A 23,583-nucleotide genomic window follows, 5' to 3' on the forward strand; every position below is an offset into this window, starting at 1 on the left:
AGCCCGTTCACGGAAGACACCGATGCCTGCATCCATCACCCGTATCGCCGCCGCCCTGCTCGCCGGCCTCACGCTCACCGCCTGCACGGACAGCCAGGGCAGCCCGGGCAGCCCGGGCAGCGAGGGCAGCCCGGGGAACGCGGCGGCCTCGCTCGGCTGCGAGCTGCCCGGCGGCGGCCCGCTCGCGCTGGCCGTGGGCGCGCACGCGAACGCCCCGGAGCCCGCGATCAGGTCCGAGGTCGTCGACCTGATGCGGCGCACCGCCAAGGCGGGCCACGACATCTCCGTGATCCGCCTCGACGGCGCCCCGGAGGTGGTCTTCGACACCGAGTTCGCCAGCGACGCGGGCAACGACGTCGCCCTGGAGGACGACGTCAACGCCTACCTCACCGAGGTCGAGCGGACTCTCGGCACCGGCGCCCGGGCCAAGGCCCCCGAGGTGGACGTGCTCACCGCGCTCTCGCTCGCGGCGGACGCCACCGGGCCCGGCGGCAGCGTCGTGCTCGTCGACCCGGGGCTGCAGACCGTGGCGCCTCTCGACTTCCGCGAGGTGATCGACGCCGAGCCGGCCCAGGTGGTCGCGTACCTGCGGGACAAGAAGCTCCTGCCGGACCTGACCGGGCGTACGGTGCTGCTGTCCGGGCTCGGCTACACCGCGACGCCGCAGCCCGAGCCGCACCCCGGGCTGCGCCGCAACATCGTGGCCATCTGGCGCGAGATCGCGCGGGCCGGCGGGGCCGCCTGCGTCGCCGTGGACGCCAGGCCGAACCACCACAAGGCCGCCACGGACACCCCCGCCGTCACCGTCGTCGTGCCGCCCGCCGTGCCCACCACGTTCACCGCCTGCGGCGAGGCGGAGCTGAGCGAGGGCAACCATGTCGGCTTCGAGCAGGGGACGGCGACCTTCCGGGAGCCCGCCGAGGCCAGGAAGACGCTCGCCAACCTGGCCGCCACCATCGGCAAGGACCGGCTGAAGGTCCGGCTCACCGGCAGCACCTCGGCCGAGGGCGGCAAGGCCGACAACCTCCGCCTCTCGCGCGAGCGTGCGGAAGCGGTCAAGCGCGAGCTCGTCGCGCTCGGCGTCCCCGACGCGGACATCACCACCGAGGGCCGGGGCGAGCAGTTGCGGGGCCGGGCCGACGACCTCGCCCCCGACGGCACACTGCTGCCCGGCCCGGCCGCCCGCAACCGCAAGGTCGTCGTCCGCCTCGCCTGCCCGGCCACATGACGCCGATCCGATACGGCCCGCTCGCCCGCGCGACCGACTGGTACCACGGCTGGCGCGACGGCCGGGCCGAGATCCCCTCACCCGCGGCGGACGGCGAACCGGACCGCCCGGTCACCACCCCGCACCGCGACGCCCTGATCCGGCGGGCGCAGGACGCCTTCGAGCACGAACGGCTCCGCTACGAGGCCGTGCGCGCCGGGATCCTGGCCCGCCGGGCCGTGGCCGCGTCGCTCAAACCGCAGGCCGAGGAGCAGACGGCACGGGCCGAGGAGCGGCTGGCCGCCGTCTCCGCGCCCCTGCCCGACGAGGAGCGGACCCGACGCCGCCTCGGCGAGGACGACCGCGACGAGCGCGTCGTCGTCACCCGGCGGCTGCGCGAGCAGGGCAGGCGGGTCCGCGCCGCGCGGGCCGCCGCCCGCGACGCCCGGGCGGAGCTCGCCACGCTCGACGGCCGGATCGACGCCGCCTCCCAGGAGGCCGACGGGCTCCTGCGCGCGGCCTCGGCCCGCGTCCGGCGCGTCCACGAGCACACGCAGCGCAGGCTCGCCGGTTACCGGCGGCGGCTGGCGCGCACCCACCCGTACGGGGCGTGGGTCAACGACGTGCTCAGCTCGCCCGCGCCGGAGATCCCCGGCTGGGCGGTCCTCGGCCCGCCGCCCCCGCCGCCCCCGCGCCGGACGCCGCGCCGGACGTCGGGCCCCCAGCCTGAGGAGGAGCCGCCCGCCGAGGAGCCGCCGCCGTCGATCCCGCTCGGCGACGTCACGGTGTTCGGCTCCGACCCGGCCGCCGACGTCGTCCTCGACGCGGTCTCGGCCGCCCCGCGCCACTTCACGCTGCGCCGCGAGGGGGCGCTGTTCCGGCTGACGGACCACGGGTACGGGCACGGGCCGTTCATCGCCGGGCAGCCGGTCAGGTCGGCGACGCTCGGGCCCGGCGACTGCTTCGACTTCGCCGACCACCGCTACCGCATCAGCGCCGACGGGACCGGCCTGTCGGACCGGCCGCTGGGCGGCTGCGCGCTCGTCGTCTCCGGCGTGTACGCCAAGAGCGGGGCCAAGTCACGCCTGACGAACATGTCGTTCGTGCAGCGGGACGACACCCTGCTCGCCATTCTCGGCCCGTCCGGGGCGGGCAAGAGCTCGCTGTTCGCGGCGCTGCTCGGCGAGCTGGAGACCGAACGGGGCGAGCTGTTCTTCCTCGGCCTCGACCTCAGGACCCATGCCCGGCAGATCCGCGACCAGCTCGGCTTCGTGCCGCAGGAGATCGAGCTCTACCAGACGCTCACCGTACGGCGGCTGCTGGCGTACTCCACCTGGCTGCGCAGCCCGTGGCGCCGGCCCGAGCGCGAGCGGCGCGTCATCGAGGTGTGCGCCAGGCTCGGGCTCGGCGAGCAGATCGACCAGCTCGTCTCCACGCTCTCCGGCGGGCAGCGGCGGCGCGTCTCCATCGCGCTGGAGCTGCTCACCCGGCCGAGGCTGCTCATGCTCGACGAGCCCACCTCCGGGCTCGACCTGGGGATGGACCGCGAGCTGATGACGCTGCTGCGGGACTACGCCGAGGACGGCAACACGGTCATCGTGATCACCCACGCGACCGAGCACCTGGACCGGGCCGGTCAGGTCCTCGTCGTCGTCCGCGACGGGCGGCCGGTCTACTCGGGGCCGCCTGAGCAGGTCAGGCCCGCCCTCGGAGCGGCCGGTTACGCCGACCTGATGAGGTCGCTCGCCGACGACCCGCTGCCCGCCGCCCAGCGCTACGCCACCGGCACGGCGGCCGCCGAGGCGGAAGCGGAGGCGACCCGGGCCGCCCGGGCCGAGCCCGCCGGGCGGCCGGGCGCGGGCGGGGTGCGGCCGCGGCGGCGGGCGGTGCGGACGTTCGCGCGGCAGCTCGTGGTGCTCGTGCTGCGGCAGGTCGCGTTGCTGGTCGCACGCGGCGCGTCGCGCAACCGGGGGGATGACGACCGGAAGGCGGCCGAGTGGGCGCGCCGGGCGGCGGTGGCGCTGATGCCGCTGCTGATCGCCGCCGGGTCGGCGGCCCTGGCCGGGCTCGTGGCGGGGGAGTCGGGGCTCGGCGGCGCGGCGGCGCCGACGGCGCTGAGCCTGCTGACCACGCTCTGCGTGCTCAGCGGCCAGGCGCTCACCTACAGCGAGATCGTCGCGGACTACCCGATCATCCGCAGAGAGCGCCGCACCGGGACGCCGGCCCTGGCCGTGATGCTGTCGCGCTGGCTCGTCCACGCGGTGGTCGCCGTGGCGCAGGCGGTGCTGATCACCGTGGTGTTCCTCCAGGTGCGAACCGGGCCCGCGCACTCGCTGGCGTTCGGCCCGGCGGTGGAGCTGGCCGTGAACCTGGCGGCTCTGACCGTGGCGTCGATGTCGCTGGGCCTGCTCATCTCGGTGGCGGCCCGGCGGCTGGAGCAGGCCGTCGCCCTGGTGACCGCCACCTCGATCGCGCAAATCGCGCTGAACGGCGTCACAGCCGACCTGTCCGGCAATGCGCTGCTCACCACCGTGGCCGCGCTCCTGCCCGACCGCTGGGGGCTGGCGGCCGCGGCGTCCTCGCTCGGCCTGCGCGAGCTGGGCGCGCCCGGCACCCCGGCCGACGCGCTGTGGCGGCACGACCTCGACCAGTGGCTGTTCGACCTGGCCGCGCTCGGGGTCGTGACGTTCGCCTGTTTCGCCGGGGCCACGTTCTGGCTGTCCCGGCGCCTCACCAAGAGTCACTGACGGGAGACAAGCATCCATGTTGTGGACGGGCATCTGGCTGATCGTCTGCGTGGCGGCCGGAGCGCTGATCCTCGCCATCCGCCACGCGGTCAAGCGGCGCGCCGCCTCCGGCGGGGGCGGCGGCCAGGAGTCGCCGTTCTGGACCTGGACGGAGCGGTGCGGCTGGCTCGCCGGCATCGTGTCGATGTTCGCCGCGCTGTGGCCGCTGGTGGCCTCCGCCCTGGCCACCACGGCGTCCGGCACGCCCGCGCCGTCGGCGGCGGCCACGCAGCCGGCGGTGGTCGCCGCCAGCGACGGCTACGTGCTGCGGCCGTGCTCGTGGACGATGGTGTGCAACGACGGCGACAAGGTGGACCTCGACACGGGCAAGCCCGGCCACGGCGGCTCCGACATCCTGGTGGGCCCCGCCAGGGAGGGCGGCCCGGCCGAGGTCATCCTGGAGGACGACCACGTCCACGGCTCCGACTCGACGGCCCGCTACGTGATCGCCCCGGCGACCGCCGCCTCCGCCGCCGACTGCGCGAACCTGCTCGCGCACCAGAAGTACCGGCGGCCGGAGCTCGGCCTGGAGGATCTGGGGCAGGGCGCCAAGGTCTGCGCCGAGACGACGGAGAAGCACGTGGCGCTGGTGACCGTCATGCGGGTCTCGTACGAGCCGGTCGAACTGGAGATCGCGTTCACCACGTGGAAGCCCTGACGCCGGGGGCGTACGGATCGCGTCAATAAACCCGCGCTGGGCGTACAGAAGTCGTCAAGATCGGCCGAATCGCTCTATTTCGGGATTTTGCTGGGTCGTGAACCGCTCTTCCCGAGCGGTTGACACAGCAACCGGAGTTGAGGAGCAGGGATGGCCGACGTCGTCTTCGTCGCCCTGACGATCGCGATCTTCGTGGTCTTCGGGCTTGTCGTGCGGGCGGTGGAGCGCCTGTGAGCGCGATCAACGCCATCGGTCTCGGGGTCGTCGTGGTCCTGGTCGCCTTCATGGTCATGGCCCTGCTGTTCCCGGAGCGGTTCTGATGAGCGCGACAGCCGCGGGGGCGCTCTTCGTCGTCTCCCTCGTCGTCGCGCTGGCCCTGGTGCACCGGCCGCTCGGCGACTACATGCACCGCGTCTACACCGGCGCCAGGCACAACGCCGCCGAGCGGGTCCTCTACCGGCTGCTCGGCGTGCGCGCCGACGCCGAGCAGGGCTGGGCGGTCTACGCACGCAGCCTGCTCGCGTTCTCGCTGGTCTCCCTGCTCGTCGTGTACGGGTTGCAGCGCCTCCAGGACAGGCTGCCGCTGAGCCTGGGCATGGAGCCCGTCACCGACCACATCGCGTGGAACACCGCGGTCAGCTTCGTCACGAACACGAACTGGCAGGCGTACTCGGGCGAGTCCACGATGGGCCACCTGGTCCAGATGGCGGCCCTGGCGGTGCAGAACTTCGTGTCGGCGTCCGTCGGCATGGCGGTGGCGGTCGCGCTGGTGCGCGGGTTCGCCCGCCGCAAGGCCGAGACGATCGGCAACTTCTGGGTCGACCTGGTGCGCGGCTGTGTGCGCATCCTGCTGCCGATCGCGTTCGCCGGCGCGCTGGTGCTGGTCTCGGGCGGCCTGGTGCAGAACTTCGCCGCCCCGCACGAGGTGACGACGCTGACCGGCGGCGTGCAGCACATCACCGGCGGCCCGGTCGCCTCCCAGGAGGTCATCAAGGAGCTGGGCACGAACGGCGGCGGCTTCTACAACGCCAACTCCTCCCACCCCTTCGAGAACGCGACGAGCTGGACGAACTGGTTCGAGATCTTCCTGATCCTGCTCATCCCGTTCGCGCTGCCGCGCACGTTCGGCAGGATGGTGGGCCAGCTCCGGCAGGGCCGGGCGATCCTCGCGGTGATGGGCGTGCTCGCGCTGGCCGGCGTCGTGCTCACCAACGTGTTCGAGCTGAGCGGCGACGCGACGGTCCCGCAGGCGGCCGGGGCGGCGCTGGAGGGCAAGGAGCTGCGCTTCGGCGTCTCCGGCTCGGCGACCTTCGCCGCGGCGACGACCCTCACCAGCACCGGCGCGGTCAACTCCTTCCACGACTCCTACACGCCGCTGGGCGGGATGATGCCGCTGGTCAACATGATGCTCGGCGAGGTCGCCCCGGGCGGCGTCGGCGCGGGCCTGTACGGGATGCTCGTGCTGGCGGTGATCACCGTGTTCGTGGCCGGGCTGATGGTCGGCCGCACGCCCGAGTATCTCGGCAAGAAGATCGGCGCCCGCGAGATCAAGCTCGCCTCGCTGTACTTCCTGGTCACCCCGATGCTGGTGCTGACCGGCACCGCGCTCGCGATGGGCTCGGCCGAACAGCGCGCGGGCATGCTCAACAGCGGCCCGCACGGCCTCACCGAGGTCCTGTACGCCTTCACCAGCGCCTCCAACAACAACGGCTCGGCCTTCGCCGGACTCACGGTCAGCACGCCCTGGTACGACGTGGCGCTCGGCCTGTGCATGATCCTCGGCCGGTTCCTGCCGATCATCCTGGTGCTGGCGCTGGCCGGCTCGCTGGCCCGGCAGTCGTCCGTCCCCGAGGGCGCGGGCACGCTGCCGACGCACCGGCCGCAGTTCGTCGGCCTGGTCGTCGGCGTGACCGTCGTCCTGGTCGCCCTCACCTTCCTCCCGGCGCTCGCGCTCGGCCCGCTCGCAGAAGGACTGTCCTGACATGTCGCCACTCGCGTCGTTGCCTGACGCGCTGAAGAAGCTCAACCCCGCCACGCTGTGGCGCAACCCGGTGATGCTCATCGTGGAGATCGGCGCGGCGTTCACCACCGTGCTGGCCGTGCTCGACCCGTCGGTGTTCGCCTGGGCGATCGTGGCGTGGCTGTGGCTGACCGTGATCTTCGCGAACCTGGCCGAGGCCGTCGCCGAGGGACGCGGCAAGGCCCAGGCCGCCACGCTGCGCAAGGCCAGGACCGACACCCGGGCGCGCCGCCTGACCAGCCGCGGGTCCGGCGAGTGGACCGAGGTCGGCGCCCCCGAACTGCGCCAGGGCGACCTCGTCGTGGTCGAGGCCGGGGAGATCATCCCCGGTGACGGCGACGTGGTCGAGGGCGTCGCCTCGGTGGACGAGTCGGCCATCACCGGTGAGTCCGCGCCCGTCATCCGCGAGTCCGGCGGCGACCGGTCGGCGGTGACCGGCGGCACGAAGGTGCTGTCCGACCGGATCGTCGTCCGGATCACCCAGAAGCCCGGCGAGAGCTTCATCGACCGGATGATCGGCCTGGTCGAGGGCGCGAACCGGCAGAAGACGCCCAACGAGATCGCGCTCAACATCCTGCTCGCCGCGCTGACGATCATCTTCCTGGTCGCCACCGTGACCATGCAGCCGCTCGCCGTGTACGCCAAGCTCGTCAACCCGGGCGTGCCCGACTCGCTCGCGCTGGACGCCGACGGCGTCACCGGCATCGTGCTGGTCTCGCTGCTCGTCTGCCTGATCCCGACCACGATCGGCGCACTGCTGTCGGCCATCGGCATCGCCGGGATGGACCGCCTGGTGCAGCGCAACGTGCTGGCCATGTCCGGCCGGGCGGTCGAGGCGGCGGGCGACGTGTCCACGCTGCTGCTGGACAAGACCGGCACGATCACGCTGGGCAACCGGCAGGCCGGCGAGTTCGTCCCCGTCTCCGGGGTCACCGAGCAGCAGCTCGCGGAGGCGGCCCAGCTCTCCAGCCTGGCCGACGAGACCCCCGAGGGCCGTTCCGTCGTGGTGCACGCCAAGGAGGTGTACGGGCTGCGCGAACGCGAGGTGGCCGACGCCGAATGGGTGCGGTTCACCGCGCAGACCCGGATGTCCGGCGTCAACGTGGGCGGGCGCGAGATCCGCAAGGGCGCCGCCACGGCGGTGATGAAGTGGGTGCGCGACGCCGGCGGCCACCCCACGGAGGAGGTCGGCCACCTGGTGGACGGCATCTCCGCCTCCGGCGGCACCCCGCTCGTCGTGGCCGAGAAGGGCCGGGTGCTCGGCGTCATCCACCTCAAGGACGTGGTCAAGCCGGGCATGCGCGAGCGGTTCGACGAGATGCGCCGGATGGGCATCCGCACCGTCATGATCACCGGCGACAACCCGCTGACGGCCAGGGCCATCGCCGACGAGGCCGGGGTGGACGACTTCCTGGCCGAGGCCACCCCCGAGGACAAGCTGGCGCTGATCAAACGGGAGCAGGAGGGCGGCCGGCTCGTCGCGATGACCGGCGACGGCACCAACGACGCCCCCGCCCTGGCCCAGGCGGACGTCGGCGTCGCCATGAACACCGGCACCAGCGCGGCCAAAGAGGCCGGCAACATGGTCGACCTGGACTCCGACCCCACCAAGCTCATCGAGATCGTCGAGATCGGCAAGCAACTGCTCATCACGCGCGGCGCGCTGACCACGTTCTCGATCGCCAACGACCTCGCGAAGTACTTCGCGATCATCCCGGCGATGTTCGCGGCCGTCTACCCGGGCCTCGACACGCTCAACATCATGCGCCTGGCCAGCCCCCAGTCGGCGATCCTGTCAGCGGTGGTGTTCAACGCGCTCGTCATCGTCGCGCTGATCCCGCTGGCTCTGAGGGGCGTCCGATACCGTCCGTCCAGCGCGTCCAAGCTGCTCAGCCGCAACCTGTACGTCTACGGCCTGGGCGGCGTCGTCGCGCCGTTCGCCGGCATCAAGCTCATCGACCTGCTCGTCCAGTTCCTTCCGGGGATGTCGTAAATGGAACGTCTGCCCAGCCGGCTCCGCCGGTATGTCGCCGCGATCCGGGCGGTCGCCGTCCTGACCGTGCTGCTCGGCCTGGTCTACCCGCTGGTCACCACCGGCGTCGCCCAGGCGCTGTTCGACGACCACGCCGACGGCTCGCTCGTGCGGGCCGGGGGCAGGGAGGTGGGCAGCGCGCTCATCGGCCAGTCCTTCACCGGCCCGGACGGCGAGCCCGTCAGGAAGTACTTCCAGTCCAGGCCGTCGGCCGCCGGCTACGACCCGACCGCGACCGGCGCGAGCAACCTCGGCCCCGAGGACGTCGTCGACACGCTGCCCACGCCCGGCGAGGAGGGCCGCCAGTCGCTGCTCACCCAGGTCTGCGCCCGCTCCAAGGCCGTCGGCGAGCTCGAAGGCGTCAGCGGCGCCCGCCCGTACTGCACGCCGGACGGGGTCGGCGCGGTGCTGAAGGTCTTCCCCGGCCGCGCCGTCAGCGTCAACCAGCCCTGCCCGGCCACCCCGTTCACCGCCTCCTACCGGGGGCTGAAGGTCGAGTGCGCCACGCCCGGCGAGGACTACGCGGCAGGCCGTACCGTGCCCGTCAGGGGAGCGGCGGGCCCCCCCGCCGTGCCCGCCGACGCGGTCACCGCCAGTGGCTCCGGCCTCGACCCGCACATCTCCGTCGCCTACGCCCGCCTCCAGGCGGCGCGCGTGGCCGGGGAGCGCGGCCTCGACCGGGCCGCCGTCGAACGGCTCATCGACCAGCACACCACCGGCCGGGCGCTCGGCTTCATGGGCGAGCCGGCGGTGAACGTGCTCGAACTGAACCTGGCCCTCGACCGGTCATGAGCAGCCGAGGCCGCCTGCGCGTCTACCTCGGGGCGGCGCCCGGGGTGGGCAAGACGTACGCGATGCTCGGCGAGGGCCGCCGCGCCCTGCAGCGCGGCCGGGACGTGGTCGTGGGGCTCGTCGAGACCCACGGCCGCCCCCGCACCGCCGCCCTCCTGGAGGGCATGGAGGTGATCCCGCGCCGGACGCTGACGCACCGGGGCGCCACCTTCACCGAGCTGGACACCGAGGCCGTGATCGCCCGCGCGCCCAAGGTGGCGCTGATCGACGAGCTGGCCCACACCAACGTGCCCGGCTCCCGGAACGTCAAGCGCTGGCAGGACATCGACGAGATCCTCGACGCGGGCATCGACGTGATCTCCACGGTGAACGTCCAGCACCTGGAGTCGGTCAACGACGTGGTGCGGGAGATCACCGGCGTGCCGCAGCGCGAGACCGTCCCCGACGAGGTGGTGCGCCGCGCCGACCAGGTCGAGCTGGTCGACATGTCGCCCGAGGCGCTGCGCCGCCGCATGGCCCACGGCAACGTGTACGCGCCCGAGAAGGTCGACGCGGCGATGGCCAACTACTTCCGCGTCGGCAACCTGACCGCGCTGCGCGAGCTGGCCCTGCTGTGGGTGGCCGGGAAGGTCGACGACCAGCTCGACCGCTACCGCGCCGACCACGGCATCGCCGGCACGTGGGAGACCCGCGAGCGCGTGGTCGTCGCGCTGACCGGCGGCCCCGAGGGCGACACGCTGGTGCGCCGGGCGGCCCGCATCGCCGCCCGCAGCAAGGGCGCCGACCTGCTGGCCGTGCACGTCACCAGCGCCGACGGCCTGGCCGGGGCCGACCCCGCCAGCCTGGCGCGGCAGCGCACGCTGGTCGAGAGCCTGGGCGGCACCTACCACCAGGTGGTCGGCGACGACGTGCCGCGCGCGCTGCTCGACTTCGCCCGCGGCGTCAACGCCACGCAGCTCGTCCTCGGCGCCTCCCGGCGGGGCCGGTTCGCGCAGGTGCTCTCGCGCGGCGTCGGCGTCGAGACCACCGCCCGGTCCGGCTCCATCGACGTCCACATGATCACGCACGAGGAGGCCAAGAGGGGGCGCCGCAGGCCGGTCCGCTCGCGGACCGCGCTCACCCGGGCGCGTCAGCTCACCGGCTGGGCGCTGGCCGTGGCCGGGATGCCGCTGCTGACGTTCGCGCTGTCGGCCTTCCGCGACGTGCTGTCGCTGACCAGCGAGATCCTGTTCTTCCTCTGCCTGACCGTCGGCGTCGCGCTGGCCGGCGGCATGTGGCCGGCGATCACCGCGGCGGTGGGCGGATCGCTGCTGCTCAACTGGTTCTTCACCCCGCCCACCGGCGAGTTCACCATCCACGACCCGGAGAACCTGTTCGCGCTGGCCGTGTTCGTGCTGGTGGCCGTCGCGGTGAGCACGATCGTGGACATCGCGGCCCGGCGCACCCGCCAGGCCGCCCGCGCCAGCGCCGACGCCGAGCTGCTGTCCACGCTGGCCGGGCACGTGCTGCGCGGCGAGGCGGCCGTGCCGTCGCTGCTGGAACGGATGCGCGAGGCGTTCGGCCTCACCACGGTCACCCTGCTCGAACGCCAGCCCGGCGCCGCCCGCGCGCCCGACCACCAGGACGACCCGGACGCCTGGCGCATCGTCGCCTCCACCGGCGGCGCCCCCGCCACCTGCCCCGGCCGCGCCGACACCGACGTGGTCGTCGACGACGACCTGATCGTGGCCGCCCGGGGCGGCCCGCTGGAGGCCGCCGACCGCGCGGTCCTGGAGGCCTTCGCCGCCGAGACCGCCGTCGCGCTGCGCCAGCAACGCCTCCAGGAGGCCGCCGAACGGGCCCGCCCGCTCGCCGAGGCCGACAGGATGCGCACCGCGCTGCTCGCCGCCGTCAGCCACGACCTGCGCACGCCGCTCGCCTCCGCCAAGGCCGCCGTCGAGAGCCTGGCCAACACCGAGATCGCCTGGAGCGACGCCGACCGCGCCGAACTGCTCGCCACCGCCGCCGAATCCCTCGACAGGCTCGCCCGCCTGGTGGACAACCTGCTCGACATGAGCCGCCTGCAAGCCGGCGTCCTCGGCGTGCACCAGCAGCCGACCGCCGTGCAGGAGATCCTCCCGCGAGCCGTCGACGACCTCGGCCCGCTGCGCGACCGCGTCGACGCCGACCTCCCGCCCGGCCTGCCCGACATCCTCGCCGACCCGGCCCTGCTGGAGCGCGTCCTGGCCAACCTCATGGCCAACGCCGTACGCTTCAGCCCGCCGGGAGAGCGCGTCACCGTCTCCGCCAGCGGGCACGGCGACCGGGTCGAGATCCGCGTCGTCGACCGGGGCCCCGGCATCCCGCCGGAGGCGCACGACCGGGTCTTCCAGCCGTTCCAGCGGCTCGGCGACCGCGACAACCACTCCGGCGTCGGGCTCGGCCTGGCCCTCTCGCGCGGCCTCACCGAGGCGATGGGCGGCACCCTCGTACCGGAGGAGACGCCGGGAGGCGGCCTGACCATGACCGTCACCCTGTCCATCTGCTAGCCTCCCGCGCATGGCCTCGTTCACCAAGTAACTCCAGGCGCGCCCCACCGCGGCGCGACAGGTGCCCGTTCCTTCTTTTCGGCTCTCGTCCGTGACGAGCGCCTGGCCTGGAGTTCCCTTCAACATGGCTTTCGTTCAGGAGCCTGACCGCGCCCTCGGCCGGTCCTGGCTCGTCCTTTCCCTGCTCTCCCTCCTGCAGTTCCTCATCGCCGTCGACGTCACCGTGGTCAACGTGGCGCTGCCGTCCATCGGCGGGGAGTTCGGCGCCGACGCCGCGGCCCTCGCCTGGGTCGTCAACGGATACGCGCTGGTCGGCGGCGGGCTGCTGCTGTTCGGCGGGCGGATCGCCGACCTGCTCGGCCGCCGCCGGCTGTTCCTGGCCGGCGCCGCGGTCTTCGGGGTGGCGTCGCTGGCCGCCGGGCTCGCCCCCACCCTGGAGACGCTCGTCCTCGCCCGATTCGGGCAGGGCGTGGGCGAGGCGCTGGCCTCACCCGCCGCGATGTCGCTGATCGCGCTGCTGTTCACCGAACCCGCCGAACGCGCCAAGGCGCTCGGCGTGTGGGGCGCGATCTCCGGCAGCGGGCTCGCGGTCGGCGTCCTGCTCTCCGGGGTGCTCACCGAGCTGCTGCACTGGCGGTGGATCTTCTTCGTGAACGTGCCGCTCGCGCTCGTGGTGGTGCTGGTGACGCCGCTCCTGGTGCGCGGCGACGGCCCCCGCGCGGGCGGGCGGCTGGACCTGCCGGGGGCCGCGCTCCTCACGTTCGGTCCCGTCGCCCTGGTGTACGGCATCCTGCGGGCCGCCCATCACCCGTGGACCGACCCCGGGGTCCTGGTCCCGCTCGGCGCCGGGGCGCTCGCGCTGGGCCTGTTCGTCCTGGTGGAGGCCAGGACCCGGGAGCCGCTGGTGCCGCTCGGCTTCTTCACCGACCGCACCAGGGCCGTCGCGAACGCGGCGACCGTGCTGCTCAGCGCCGCGCTGTCGACCACGTTCTTCCTGGCCACCCTCTACCTGCAGAACGTGCTCGGGCTGAGCCCGCTGCAGTCCGGGCTGGCGTTTCTGCCGTTCTGCGCCGCGCTGCTGCTGGCCGTCACGCGGGTGGCCGGGCTCATCCGGGTGCTCGGCATGAAGCACACCGCGATCGCCGGGCTGCTGTGCACGGCGGCCGGGGTGGGCTGGCTGGCCCGGCTGCCGGTCGACGGCCGGCTGTGGATCGACGTGGTGCCCGGCATGGTCGCCGTCGCGGCCGGGATGGCGATCGGGCTGATCGCGCTGCAGAACGCCGCCCTGCACGGGGTCACCGAGGCGGACGCCGGGGTCGCCTCCGGCGTGCAGCGCTCGGTGGACCAGCTCGGCGGCGCGTTCGGCCTGGCCGTCCTGGTCGGCGCCGCCGCCTCCGTCACGGCGGACGCGCCGGGCGGCCCGGAGGCGCTGGTCGCCGGCTACCGGACCGCGTTCGGCTACGCCCTGATCGGCGTCCTCACCGCCGCCGCGGGCATGGCCCTGGCGGCCCGCAACGACCGCCGCCCGTCCTGACGCCCCCGACGGGCTTCTGCTCCAGAGCGGGCTCCGCCCCATCGACGGCCCCGCCCCTGACGCGGTTCTGCCCCTGAGCGGGTCCCCGTGGGGGCGGGGTCATGACAGGCGGCAGGTGGCCATCGGGGTGTACGGGTTGGACGGTTGCTCGCCGACGGCGTTGGAGTAGGCGGGGTACTTCCACGCGCACAGCGTCGTCGGCGAGATCTCGTGGTCGCTGCCCTGGCACTTCATGCCCTGCCACCCGGCCATGTACGAGATCCCCTTGTAGCCCTGCTCCTTGCAGTAGGCCGTGGCGTCGTTCCAGCTGACCTGGCCCGTGGAGGGGGCGGGCGCCGGCGGGCGGGTGGTCTCCTGGTCCGCCGGGGTCTTGGGGGTCGTCGACTGGTGGGTGACCTTCGGGGTCGGCCTGGCCGTCTTCGGGGCGGTGGTGGGCTTGCGGCTGCTCGGCGGGTCGGGGTCGGGGTCGGGGTCCGCGGGCGGGGCCGTGGAGGCCCTGCGGGGCGCCTTGGTCGGGGTGGCCGCGGAGCTCTTGGCGAGGTCGGAGACGTCGCCCTGCATCGCGGTGATCGACGGCAGGTGCGTCGTGGGCGGCGTCGTGGGCGGCGGCGGGCTGCCGGTGGGGGTGCCGGGCGTGCCGGTGACCGAGGACGTCGGGGCCGCCGCCTGCTGCTGGGCGGTGGCGGGCGCCAGCGCGTAGAAGCCGACCCCGGCCGCCACGCCCAGCGCGCCCGCGACCGAGGCGGCGACGACCGCGCGCCGCCGCGCCGGCTTCCTGGCGTTCTTCGCCGAGGCCGGGGCGTGCTGCCAGGCGGGCGGGGGCAGCGCGCGGAGCCGTTCGACCACCTGGGCGGCGGTGGGCCGCTTGGCGGGGTCCTTGGACAGGCACTCGCGCAGCAGCCGGGCGAAGCGCACCTCCAGCCCGTCGAGGTCGGGCTCGGAGTTGAGGACCGCGTGCAGGGTGGCGGGGATGGTGTCGCCGCCGAACGCCCGGCTGCCCGTGGCCGCGTAGTGCATGGTCGCGGCCCAGGTGAACAGGTCGGCGGGCGGCCCCACCTCGCGGCCGGCGATCTGCTCGGGCGCCATGTAGGCGGGGCTGCCGATCGGCTGGCTGGTGACGACCGACTGGCTCAGGTCCAGCGCCTTGGCGATCCCGAAGTCGATCACCACGGGACCGTCGGGGCCGAGCAGCACGTTGCCCGGCTTGAAGTCGCGGTGCACGACCCCGGCCGCGTGGATGGCGGCCAGCGCGGTCGCCGTGTTGATCGCCAGCCGTTGCAGCGCCGCCGCGCCGCGCGGCCCGCTCGCCCGGACGGACTCCTGCAGCGACGGCCCGTCCACGAACTCGCTGACGATGTACGGCCTGCTCCCGGCGAACCCGGAGTCGAGCATCTGGGCGGTGCAGAACGGCGCGACCCGCTTGGCGGTCTCCACCTCGCGCAGGAAGCGCACGCGCGCCTCTTCGTCGGCGATCAGGTACGGGTGCAGCAGCTTGACGGCGACCCGTTCGCCCTCGGGGCCGCGGGCCGCGTACACGGCGCCCTGGCCGCCCGCCCCGAGCCGTCCTTCGAGCTGGTAGGGCCCGACCGTGCGCGGGTCGTCGGGGAGGAGGTTCAGCGGCTCGGGCACCGGGCCTCCTCGCAGCCGCGCCGACCGGCGCTCAGGGCGCGGTCCCCGGGACGGTGATCGGCCGGCCGGGTGGGAGCTGGGCGACCAGTCCCTCGGCGGTCGCGGTGATCATCAGCACGAAGTAGTCCTCCGGGGTGTGTGCGGGGATGCCTGCCGCGGCCTGCCGCAGCAGGTCGGACCCGGCGATCGCGGCCATCGCCTCGTCGGCGGCCGGGGATTCGAGAAGGGCCGCCCGCTCCTGCTCGCCCACGGTGACGCCGAGCGTGATGGTGGCGATCGCCGAGCTGAGCACGGTGGCGGCGGCCGGGTCGTAGCCGCGCCTGCCCAGGGCGGCGATCTGGTGCTCCAGCAGCCGGACGCCGGAGGCGCCGCGCGGGAACAGCCGCTGGAAGTAGAGGGCGGTGCCCGGGTGTTCGAGCGTGAAGCGGCGCAGCTGTGAGGCGAAGCTGACCAGGTGGGCGGCGGCCGGCTCGGCGGGGTCGTCGACCAGCTCCAGCTTGGCCAGGATGGCCTCGCCGACCAGGCTCTCCAGGGCAGAACGGCTGGGCACGTGCCGGTAGACGGCCGCGGTCGTGACGCCGAGCGCGTCGGCGACCTTCTGCATGGTCAGCTCGACCAGGCCGATGCGCATCCCGGCTTCGACCACGTCGTCCAGCGTGAACATGGCCGTCCGCCCGCCGGTCCGCATCGCCGCCTTCCTCCCTGGTTACGGGGCCTAACTTAGAAGAACGATCACAGGGCCGCAAGCCCGGGAAATGCCTTTGCGGGGTCGCCGTCCCGGTTGTTACCGTGGAGACATGCAGTATCTGTACTTCCTCTGAGAGTGACGGCCTCAGCCCCCGCCGTGCGGGTGCGGCTGAGCCTTCCGCCGTCATCTCACCTTTTCCCGGATCGCCACCCGGCCTCTTCGGCGTGCCCGCGATCCGGTTCTCCGGAGGAAGTATGTTCACCGACACCACTGTGTCGTCCACCCGTGCGCGGGCCCACCTCAATGCCGTCGATCTGCATCTGGCCCGTGGCGGCCGTCCCGTACTCGCCGGGGTCGATCTGACCGTCTCCGCCGGAGACCGGCTGGGGGTGGTCGGCGAGAACGGGCGCGGGAAGACCACCCTGCTGCAGGTGCTCGCCGGGACCCTGGCGCCCGACAGCGGCACCGTGCACCGCGCCGGCACGATCGGCGTCGCCGACCAGGAGATGCCCGTCGACGGCGACCGCACCGTCGGCGATCTGATCGATCTGGAGCTGGCCCAGGTGCGGGCCGTGCTGCACGCGTTCGAGGCGGCGACGGCGGCGCTCGCCGAGCAGCGCCCCGGCGCCGACGAGGAGTACGCGGCGGCGCTCGCCGCGGCCGAGTCCATCGACGCGTGGGACGCCGACCGCCGCGTCGACGTCTCGCTCGCCGCCCTGGACGCGGTCGCCGACCGCGACCGGCCGCTCGCCGGCCTGTCCGTGGGGCAGCGCTACCGGATCCGGCTGGCGTGCCTGCTCGGCTCCCGCTACGACCTGCTGCTGCTGGACGAGCCGACGAACCACCTCGACGCGGCGGGGCTGGAACACCTGACGGCGCGGCTGCGCGAGCACCCGGGCGGCGTGGTGCTCGTCAGCCACGACCGGGCGCTGCTGGCCGACGTCGCCACGGCCGTGCTCGACCTCGACCCGACCCGCGACGGCCGCCCCCGCGTCTACGGCGGCGGCTACGCCGGCTACCGCGAGGGCAGCCGCGCCGAGCGGGAGCGCTGGGAGAGCGAGTACCGCGACCAGCAGGAGGAGCGCAGGAAGCTGGCCCAGGACCTGTCCGCGGCCCAGAACCGGCTGTCCACCGGGTGGCGCCCGGAGAAGGGCACGGGCAAGCACACCCGCGCCACCCGGGCGCCCGCCCTGGTGCGGGCCGTGCACCGGCGGCAGGAGGACCTGGAGGCGCACGTCCTGGACGTGCCGCAGCCGCCGCTGCGCTTCCACCCGCCGGTCCTCGGCGGCCCGGCGGGCGCGACGCTGCTGCGGGCCGACGACGTGACGGTGCCGGGCAGGCTCGACGAGCCGTGCTCGGTGCTGCTGCGCGCCGGTGACCGGCTGCTGGTCACCGGGCCCAACGGCTGCGGCAAGTCCACCCTGCTCGCCGTGCTCGCGGGCGCGCTCGGCCCGGCGACGGGCGGCGTGCAGCACAAGCGCGGCGTCCGGATCGGGCTGCTCGCCCAGGAGCCGCCGCCGCCGTCCCGCCGCCGCGCCTTCGAGGTGTACGAGACGGCCGCCGCGGCGTCGGGGGAGCGGGTCGGGCTGTCGCAGCTCGGCCTGCTGCCGCCCGCCGCCACGCACCAGCCGGTGAGCGAGCTGTCTCTCGGCCAGCGGCGGCGGCTGGACCTGGCCGTGCTGCTGGCCGCCCGGCCGCACGTCCTGCTGCTGGACGAGCCGACCAACCACCTGTCGATGACGCTGGTGGAGGAGCTGACCGAGGCCCTGGCGGCCACGGGCGCGGCCGTGGTGATGGCCACGCACGACCGGCAGCTGCTCCGTGACACGGCGGGCTGGCCCAGGCTCCAGCTCTGACCGCACCACCCGGAGGGGCGCTCGCCACGAGGCGGGCGCCCCTCCGGCGTTCCACGGCCCACTTGGCAAACCCCTAGGGGGTATGTTACGTTCCCTCGCGCAGATACCCCACAGGGGTATCCGGAGTGTCAGGAGAGCGGTTATGAATGCCGTCAACCCGCGCAGGTGGTGGGCGCTCGTCGTGCTCGCCGCCGCGCAGTTCATGGTCATCATGGACACGTCGATCATCGGGGTCGCGCTGCCCGACATGCAGCGTGACCTCGGCTTCTCCCAGGGCGACCTGCAGTGGGTGTTCAACGCCTACGTGATCGCCTTCGGCGGCCTGCTGCTTCTCGGCGGCCGTCTGTCGGACCTGCTGGGCGCCCGCAAGGTGTTCGCCGCCGGATGGGTCGTGCTGACCGCCGGATCGGTGGTCGCCGCCTTCGCGGGCAGCGCGTGGGTGGAGATCCTCGGCCGCGCCGTTCAGGGCGTCGGCGGGGCGCTCATCGCGCCGGCCGCGATGACCCTGCTCATGATGCTGTTCGGGCACAACCCGCGCGAGCTGGGCAAGGCCATGGCGCTGTACGGCGCCGCCGCGCCGGCCGGCGGCACCGCCGGGGTGTTCCTCGGCGGCGTGATCACCGAATACCTGAGCTGGCCGTGGGTGTTCATCGTGTACATCCCGATCGGCCTGCTCACGCTGGCCGCCGTCCCCGGGCTGCTGCCGGCGACGCAGGGCAGGCGCGGATCGGTCGACGTGCTCGGCGCGGTCTCCGTCACGGGCGGCATCGCCCTGGCCGTCTACACGATCGTCCGGGCTCCGGAGCAGAGCCTGACCGCCACCCTGGTCCAGGGCGCGGGCGCGGCGGTGCTGCTCGGGCTGTTCCTGCTGGTGCAGCGCTCGGTGCGGCAGCCGCTCATGCCGCTGAGCGTGTGGAAGACGCCGGGCCTGGCCGCCTCGAACCTGGCGATGGCGCTGCTCGGCGCCGCCTGGATCCCGATGTGGTACTTCCTCAACCTCTACCTGCAGCAGGTCCTCGGCTACGGCGCGTTCGCCAGCGGCGCGGCGCTGCTGCCGATGACGGTGGCGGTCATGATCTTCATGATCGGCATCACCGCCCGGCTGCTCGGCCGCTACGGCGCCAAGCCGCTCATCGTGCTCGGCCTGGCCGTCCTCGGCGCCGGGGTGCTCGGGCTGAGCCTGGTCCGCGCGGACGGGGCCTTCGCCACCGACGTGCTGCCCGCCAGCCTGATCGCGGCCGTCGGCATGTCGCTGGCCTACATCCCGGCCATGATGTCCGCGATGTCGGGCGTGCGGCCGGAGGAGAGCGGGCTGGCCTCGGGCATCGTCAACACCACCTACAACGTCGGCTCCGCCGTCGGCCTGGCCGTCATGACGGCCATCGCGACCTCGCAGGGGAGTGCCGACCTGACGGGCGGATTCCAGGCCGCGTTCATCGGCGCGGGCGTCGTCGCCCTCGCGGGCGCGGTGCTCACCGTGGTCTCGATGCGCCGCCCGGCGCGGCAGGAGGTTGCCTCGGAAATACCATAGGGGGGTATAGTGTTGAGAGGGAAGCGGACGTGGAACGGGTCGAAGAGGAGATCGAGATGAGCAGGACCGGGTGTGAGAGGGCGGGCCGCAAGTGAACGCGGCCACCAAGCTGGGCGCCTACGTCCTGGGGCTGGCCGTCGTGTTCGGCGGCGCCCTGGGCGTGGGCAACATGACGGGCCCGGTGGTCGGCGAGCCGCCCGCCGAGCACCACGCCGCCGCGACGAAGCCCACGGAGAGCCACGGCGGCCACCAGGCCGAGCAGACGAAGAACGATACCCCCGGGGGGCTCCAAGTGTCCGAGAAGGGCTACACGCTCAATCCGCTGACCACGCTCAAGGCAGGCAAGAAGGCCGACTTCCGGTTCACCGTGACCGACGCCGGCGGCGAGCCGGTCACCGACTACCAGGTCCAGCACGACAAGAAGATGCACTTCATCGTCGTCTCCCGCGACCTCGACACCTTCCAGCACGTGCACCCGGAGATGGCCGCCGACGGAGTCTGGTCGGTGCCGCTCACCCTTGAGTCCGCCGGCGCCTACCGCGCGTTCGCCGACTTCGCCCCGACCGGAGGCGAGGCGCTCACCCTGGGCGCCGACCTGCTCGTCGCGGGCGACCACGAGCCCAAGCCGCTCCCCGAGGAGACGCGGACCTCGACCGTCGACGGCTACGAGGTCAAGCTCGACGGCGACCTGGCCGCCGGCAGCACCGGCAAGCTCACGCTGACCGTCAGCAAGGACGGCAAGCCCGTGACGGACCTGGAACCCTACCTGGGCGCGTATGGTCATCTGGTGGCGCTGCGCGCAGGCGACCTGGCCTACCTGCACGTTCACCCCGACGGCGAGCCGGGCGACGGCAAGACCAAGCCCGGACCCGAGATCGTCTTCTACGCCGAGGCGCCCAGCGCCGGCGGCTACCGGCTCTTCCTCGACTTCCAGCACGAGGGCAAGGTCCGTACGGCCGACTTCACGCTGCGCACCGGCCCGGCGACGGGTGCTCCCACCCCCGACGCCGAGCCCACCGGGCACGGCGAGCACAGTCACTGAACGAGAGAACTGGAGGCAGGGCGATGACGTCTCGCACCGATGACCGGCAGAGCGCGGTCGAACTCTCGATCGGCGGCATGACGTGCGCGTCGTGCGCGAACCGGATCGAGCGCAAGCTCAACAAGCTCGACGGCGTGACCGCGACGGTCAACTACGCGACGGAGAAGGCGAAGGTCACCTTCCCCGAGGGCGTGGACACGCAGTTGCTGATCGCCGAGGTGGAGAAGGCCGGCTACTCGGCCGCGCTGCCCCCGTCCGAGCAGGACGAGGCTGCCGGCGAGGGCGCGGCCGAGCCGCGGGACGACGAGCTGCGCACGCTGCGGCAGCGGCTGATCACCTCCGTGGTGCTGTCGGTCCCGGTGATCGCGATGGCGATGGTGCCGGCGTTGCAGTTCACCTATTGGCAGTGGTTGTCGCTGGTGCTGGCCGCTCCTGTGGTGGTGTACGCGGGCTGGCCGTTCCACAAGGCGGCGTGGACCAACCTGCGGCACGGCGCCGCCACGATGGACACGCTGATCTCGATCGGCACCATCGCGGCGCTGGGCTGGTCGCTGTGGGCGCTGTTCTTCGGCACCGCGGGCGTGCCGGGCATGACGCACCCGTTCGAGTTCACCATCGCGCGCAGCGACGGCTCGGGCAACATCTATCTTGAGGCCGCCGCGGGCGTGACCGCGTTCATCCTGGCGGGCCGCTACTTCGAGTCGCGGTCCAAGCGGCGGGCCGGCGCGGCGCTGCGCGCGCTGCTGGAGCTGGGCGCCAAGGACGTGGAGCTGGCCGACGGCCGCCGCATCCCGACCGCGCAGCTCAAGGTCGGCGACCGGTTCGTGGTCAGGCCCGGCGAGAAGATCGCCACCGACGGCGTGATCGAGGACGGCAGCTCGGCGGTCGACGCCTCCATGCTGACCGGCGAATCCGTGCCGGTCGAGGTGCGGCCGGGCGACCCGGTGACCGGGGCGACCGTCAACGCGGGCGGCCGGCTGATCGTCCGGGCCACCCGGGTCGGCGCCGACACCCAGCTCGCCCAGATGGCCAAGCTCGTCGAGGACGCGCAGACCGGCAAGGCGCAGGTGCAGCGGCTGGCCGACCGGATCTCCGGCGTGTTCGTGCCCATCGTGATCGCGCTGGCGGTCGGCACGCTGGGCTTCTGGCTCGGCACCGGAGACGGCGTCGGGGCGGCGTTCACCGCGGCGGTCGCGGTGCTGATCATCGCCTGCCCGTGCGCGCTCGGCCTGGCCACCCCCACCGCGCTGCTGGTCGGCACCGGCAGGGGCGCCCAGCTCGGCATCCTGATCAAGGGCCCGGAGGTGCTGGAGTCCACCCGGCGCATCGACACCGTGGTGCTGGACAAGACCGGCACCGTCACCGAGGGCCGGATGACCCTCACCGGCGTCCACGTGGCCGACGGCCAGGACGAGGACGAGGTGCTGCGGCTGGCCGGGGCGCTGGAGCACGCCTCCGAGCACCCGATCGCCCGCGCCATCGCCAACGCCGCCCAGGCCAAGGTGGGCGAGCTGCCCGAGGTCGACGGCTTCGCCAACGTCGAAGGGCTCGGCGTCCAGGGCGTCGTCGACGGGCACGCGGTGCTCGTCGGCCGGCCGAGGCTGCTCCAGGAGTGGTCGCAGCACCTGACGCCCGCGCTGGAGCAGGCTCTGCGCGAGGCGCAGGAGGCCGGGCGCACGGCTGTCGCGGTCGGCTGGGACGGCGAGGCCCGCGCGGTCCTGGAGGTGGCCGACGTGGTCAAGCCGACCAGCAAGGAGGCCATCGCCCAGCTGCGCGCGCTCGGGCTGACGCCGGTGCTGCTGACCGGCGACAACCAGGCGGTCGCCCGGACCGTCGCCGCCGAGGTGGGCATCGACGAGGTGATCGCCGAGGTGCTGCCCGCCGACAAGGTGGACGTGGTCAAGCGGCTCCAGGGCGAGGGCAAGGTCGTGGCGATGGTCGGCGACGGGGTCAACGACGCCGCCGCGCTGGCCCAGGCCGATCTCGGCCTGGCGATGGGCACCGGCACCGACGCCGCGATCGAGGCGTCCGACCTGACCCTGGTCCGCGGCGACCTGCGGGTGGCGGCCGACGCCATCCGGCTGTCGCGCCGGACGCTGTCCACGATCAAGGGCAACCTGTTCTGGGCCTTCGCCTACAACGTGGCCGCCCTGCCGCTGGCCGCGCTCGGCCTGCTCAACCCGATGATCGCCGGGGCCGCGATGGCGTTCTCCAGCGTCTTCGTGGTCAGCAACAGCCTGCGCCTGCGCAGCTTCAAGTGATCTCGGGGCGTGACGCGCCGCCGCCGGACGACCTCCGGCGGCGGCGCATTAGCCTGGGATCATGGACGTGACGTGGGGACCGCTCACCCCGGACGACGCGCCGGCCTGGGCGGAGTTCGCCGCCGCCGTCGCGGCGGCCGACCGCTCCGGTGACCAGGTCAGCGTCGACCTCATGACGGAACGCCTCGCCAACCCGCTGCTCGACCTGGAGCGCGGCACGCTGGCGGCCCGCGTGGGCCGGGAGATCGTCGCGGTCGGGCTGGCCCCGGTCAGGCACGCGGCGGAGCCCGTCCACCTGATGGACCTGTGGGGCGGCGGCGTGCACCCCGCCCATCGCAGGCGCGGCCACGGCAGGCGGATCATCGACTGGGTGCTCGCCACCGCGCCGGAGCTGCACGCCCGCAAGCATCCCGGCAAGCCGCTCCACCTGCAGCTGCACGTCCCCGACGACAACCACGGGCTGGCCGTGCTGGCGGAGCGCACCGGGTTCGTGCCCACCCGTGTCTTCCAGGACCGGCGGCGCGACCTGACGGTCCCGGTCCCGCCGCCCCGGCCGTCCGGCGGCGTCACGATCGTCCCCTGGGCTCCCGAGCTCGACGACCAGGCGCGCGAGGTGCGCAACGCCGCCTTCCGCGACCACTGGGGCTACACGCCGCACACCGCCGAGAGCTGGAACCGCTCCATCACCGGCACCGGGGTCTTCCGTCCCGCAGGCTCGTTCCTGGCCGTGGCCGGCGGGCACGCCGTGGGCTGCCTGCTCACCCACCACCGGCCCGCCCCGACCGGCGCGCCCGAGGCGTGGATCCAGGTCGTCGCCACGGTCGCCGAGTGGCGGGGCAGAGGCGTGGCCGGCGCGCTCGTCTCCCACGCGCTCACCGCGTTCCGGGCCCAGGGTTACGCCACGGCCGGGCTCAGCGTCGACGCCGACAACGGCACCGGCGCGGTCTCCGTCTACGAGCGCGCCGGGTTCGCCACGTTCCGGACGAGGACCTCGTACGTGCACGTCAGGCAGTGATGGC

General features: G+C 73.7%; 16 protein-coding genes. 14 read left to right on the plus strand and 2 right to left on the minus strand.

The genetic code is table 11. The annotated features are described in order from the left end of the window. The first annotated feature begins 22 nt into the window (after positions 1–22). The 9 genes from AB0G11_RS02365 (at position 23) to AB0G11_RS02405 (ending at position 13,557) form a co-directional block, all read left to right on the plus strand. Entirely contained in the window at positions 23–1,228 is a 1,206-nt protein-coding gene (locus AB0G11_RS02365) for an OmpA family protein (RefSeq protein ID WP_357583414.1), read from the plus strand. Further along, positions 1,225–3,954: an ATP-binding cassette domain-containing protein gene (locus AB0G11_RS02370; protein WP_357583416.1), complete on the plus strand. Its 2,730-nt coding sequence runs from the start codon at positions 1,225–1,227 to the stop codon at positions 3,952–3,954. The genes AB0G11_RS02365 and AB0G11_RS02370 overlap by 4 nt, the downstream gene beginning before the upstream one ends. Before the next feature lie 16 nt (positions 3,955–3,970). Next, the gene (locus AB0G11_RS02375) at positions 3,971–4,651 is read left to right on the plus strand and encodes a hypothetical protein (protein ID WP_219517943.1); all 681 of its coding nucleotides are present in this window, start codon (positions 3,971–3,973) and stop codon (positions 4,649–4,651) included. A 230-nt stretch (positions 4,652–4,881) separates the two neighbouring features. Next, the gene (locus AB0G11_RS02380; RefSeq protein ID WP_219517942.1) at positions 4,882–4,971 is read left to right on the plus strand and encodes a K(+)-transporting ATPase subunit F; all 90 of its coding nucleotides are present in this window, start codon (positions 4,882–4,884) and stop codon (positions 4,969–4,971) included. Then, positions 4,971–6,632 (plus strand): potassium-transporting ATPase subunit KdpA, encoded by a 1,662-nt coding sequence (gene kdpA, locus AB0G11_RS02385; protein WP_357583418.1) that lies wholly within the window; start codon positions 4,971–4,973, stop codon positions 6,630–6,632. Before AB0G11_RS02380 ends, kdpA begins: the two co-directional genes overlap by 1 nt. Position 6,633: 1 nt before the next feature. Beyond that, positions 6,634–8,664 (plus strand): potassium-transporting ATPase subunit KdpB, encoded by a 2,031-nt coding sequence (gene kdpB, locus AB0G11_RS02390; RefSeq protein WP_219517940.1) that lies wholly within the window; start codon positions 6,634–6,636, stop codon positions 8,662–8,664. Continuing rightward, positions 8,665–9,495 carry a potassium-transporting ATPase subunit C gene (locus AB0G11_RS02395; protein WP_357583420.1) on the plus strand — a complete coding sequence of 277 codons (831 nt, stop codon included), beginning with the start codon at positions 8,665–8,667 and terminating at the stop codon, positions 9,493–9,495. Continuing rightward, positions 9,492–12,023, plus strand: coding sequence for a DUF4118 domain-containing protein (locus AB0G11_RS02400; RefSeq protein WP_357583422.1), 2,532 nt, complete (start codon positions 9,492–9,494; stop codon positions 12,021–12,023). The genes AB0G11_RS02395 and AB0G11_RS02400 overlap by 4 nt, the downstream gene beginning before the upstream one ends. Before the next feature lie 124 nt (positions 12,024–12,147). Then, complete coding sequence (locus tag AB0G11_RS02405; protein ID WP_219517937.1) at positions 12,148–13,557, plus strand: MFS transporter; 1,410 nt, start codon at positions 12,148–12,150, stop codon at positions 13,555–13,557. Between the two features lie 99 nt (positions 13,558–13,656). Here AB0G11_RS02405 and AB0G11_RS02410 read toward each other — a convergent pair whose 3' ends face one another. Together AB0G11_RS02410 and AB0G11_RS02415 are read right to left on the minus strand one after the other, a co-directional pair. Continuing rightward, positions 13,657–15,186 carry a serine/threonine-protein kinase gene (locus AB0G11_RS02410; RefSeq protein ID WP_357583424.1) on the minus strand — a complete coding sequence of 510 codons (1,530 nt, stop codon included), beginning with the start codon at positions 15,184–15,186 and terminating at the stop codon, positions 13,657–13,659. A 31-nt stretch (positions 15,187–15,217) separates the two neighbouring features. Further along, a complete protein-coding gene (locus AB0G11_RS02415; protein ID WP_219517934.1) occupies positions 15,218–15,874 on the minus strand; it encodes a TetR/AcrR family transcriptional regulator in 657 nt (218 codons plus the stop codon). Positions 15,875–16,128: 254 nt separating this feature from the next. Between AB0G11_RS02415 and AB0G11_RS02420 the strand changes: the two genes are divergently transcribed. From AB0G11_RS02420 to AB0G11_RS02440, 5 genes are all read left to right on the plus strand, one after another. Then, positions 16,129–17,730 (plus strand): ABC-F family ATP-binding cassette domain-containing protein, encoded by a 1,602-nt coding sequence (locus AB0G11_RS02420; RefSeq protein ID WP_357583426.1) that lies wholly within the window; start codon positions 16,129–16,131, stop codon positions 17,728–17,730. 142 nt (positions 17,731–17,872) lie between these two features. After that, positions 17,873–19,261 (plus strand): MFS transporter, encoded by a 1,389-nt coding sequence (locus tag AB0G11_RS02425; RefSeq protein ID WP_219517930.1) that lies wholly within the window; start codon positions 17,873–17,875, stop codon positions 19,259–19,261. Between the two features lie 91 nt (positions 19,262–19,352). Further along, positions 19,353–20,303, plus strand: a complete 951-nt coding sequence (locus tag AB0G11_RS02430) for a hypothetical protein (protein ID WP_357583428.1) — start codon at positions 19,353–19,355, stop codon at positions 20,301–20,303. Positions 20,304–20,326: 23 nt separating this feature from the next. Then, positions 20,327–22,564 carry a heavy metal translocating P-type ATPase gene (locus tag AB0G11_RS02435; protein ID WP_357583430.1) on the plus strand — a complete coding sequence of 746 codons (2,238 nt, stop codon included), beginning with the start codon at positions 20,327–20,329 and terminating at the stop codon, positions 22,562–22,564. Between the two features lie 61 nt (positions 22,565–22,625). After that, positions 22,626–23,579, plus strand: a complete 954-nt coding sequence (locus tag AB0G11_RS02440) for a GNAT family N-acetyltransferase (protein ID WP_357583432.1) — start codon at positions 22,626–22,628, stop codon at positions 23,577–23,579. The last annotated feature ends 4 nt before the right edge of the window (positions 23,580–23,583 follow it).

Source organism: Nonomuraea sp. NPDC023979 (assembly GCF_040639085.1).
GTDB lineage: Bacteria > Actinomycetota > Actinomycetes > Streptosporangiales > Streptosporangiaceae > Nonomuraea > Nonomuraea ceibae.